This is a genomic window from Pseudomonas sp. NPDC087346 (assembly GCF_044744235.1).
GTDB lineage: Bacteria > Pseudomonadota > Gammaproteobacteria > Pseudomonadales > Pseudomonadaceae > Aquipseudomonas.
Map to the genome: position 1 here is coordinate 1 of NZ_JBIUXX010000178.1, position 1,213 is coordinate 1,213.

At 56.4% G+C, this 1,213-nt stretch carries 2 protein-coding genes; both read right to left on the reverse strand.

The genetic code is table 11. The annotated features are described in order from the left end of the window. The coding region (gene ilvC / locus ACIOZM_RS31895; protein WP_401221674.1) for a ketol-acid reductoisomerase at positions 1-697 on the reverse strand (697 nt) is incomplete at its 3' end. A 48-nt stretch (positions 698-745) separates the two neighbouring features. Then, positions 746-1,213: acetolactate synthase small subunit (gene ilvN, locus ACIOZM_RS31900; RefSeq protein ID WP_401221676.1), on the reverse strand; the 468-nt coding region annotated here is incomplete at its 5' end.

Sequence of the window (1,213 nt, forward strand, 5' to 3'; positions counted from 1 at the left end):
GCTTCAGTTCGTGCAGGCACTCGAAGTAGGCCATTTCCGGCGCGTAGCCAGCTTCAACCAGAGTTTCGAAACCGGCTTTAACCAGTTCAACGGTACCGCCGCACAGTACGGCTTGTTCGCCGAACAGGTCAGTTTCAGTCTCGTCTTTGAAAGTGGTTTCGATGATGCCGGTACGACCGCCACCAACGCCTGCCGCGTAGGACAGAGCAACGTTTTTGGCGTTGCCCGAAGCGTCCTGGTAGATCGCGATCAGGTCAGGGATACCGCCGCCTTTGACGAACTCGGAACGCACGGTGTGGCCCGGTGCTTTCGGCGCGATCATGATCACGTCGAGGTCGGCACGCGGAACAACCTGGTTGTAGTGAATCGCGAAGCCGTGGGAGAAGGCCAGAGTGGCGCCTTTCTTGATGTTCGGTTCGATTTCGTTCTTGTACAGAGCAGACTGGAACTCGTCCGGGGTCAGAATCATGACCAGGTCGGCAGCAGCAACAGCGGAAGCAACGTCAGTCACTTTCAGGCCGTGAGCTTCAGCTTTGGCAACGGTAGCCGAACCTTTACGCAGACCAACGGTAACGTCGACACCGGAGTCTTTCAGGTTGCACGCTTGAGCGTGGCCCTGGGAGCCGTAACCGATGATGGCAACTTTCTTGCCCTGGATGATCGACAGGTCGCAGTCTTTTTCGTAATAAACTTTCATGAAATTCCCCTATATATCCAGGCCGTTCAGGCCATTCGCTAATTTGGTTTAGATGCTGAGTACTTTGTCGCCGCGAGCAATGCCGGTCACGCCGCTACGGACGGTTTCCAAAATCGAAGCGGTGCCGATGGACTGAATGAAGCTGTCGAGCTTGTCGCTGGTACCGGTCAATTGAACGGTATACACGCTGGCACTGACATCGACGATCTGTCCACGGTAAATATCGGTAGTGCGTTTGATCTCGGCGCGTTGGGCGCCAGTGGCCTTGACCTTGACCAGCATCAGTTCGCGCTCGATGTGAGCGCTCTCCGACAGGTCTACCAGCTTGACCACTTCGATCAGCTTGTTCAGGTTTTTGGTGATCTGCTCGATGACTTCATCATGGCCGACAGTGGTCAGGGGGAGTCGCGGGGCGGGGGGGGGGGGGGGGGGGTTGAGGGAGGGGGAAACAACAAAAAGATAAAAGAGATAACCAACTTGATGAGGTGGATGGGTGGGGGTGGGGGGCGCGAGCGC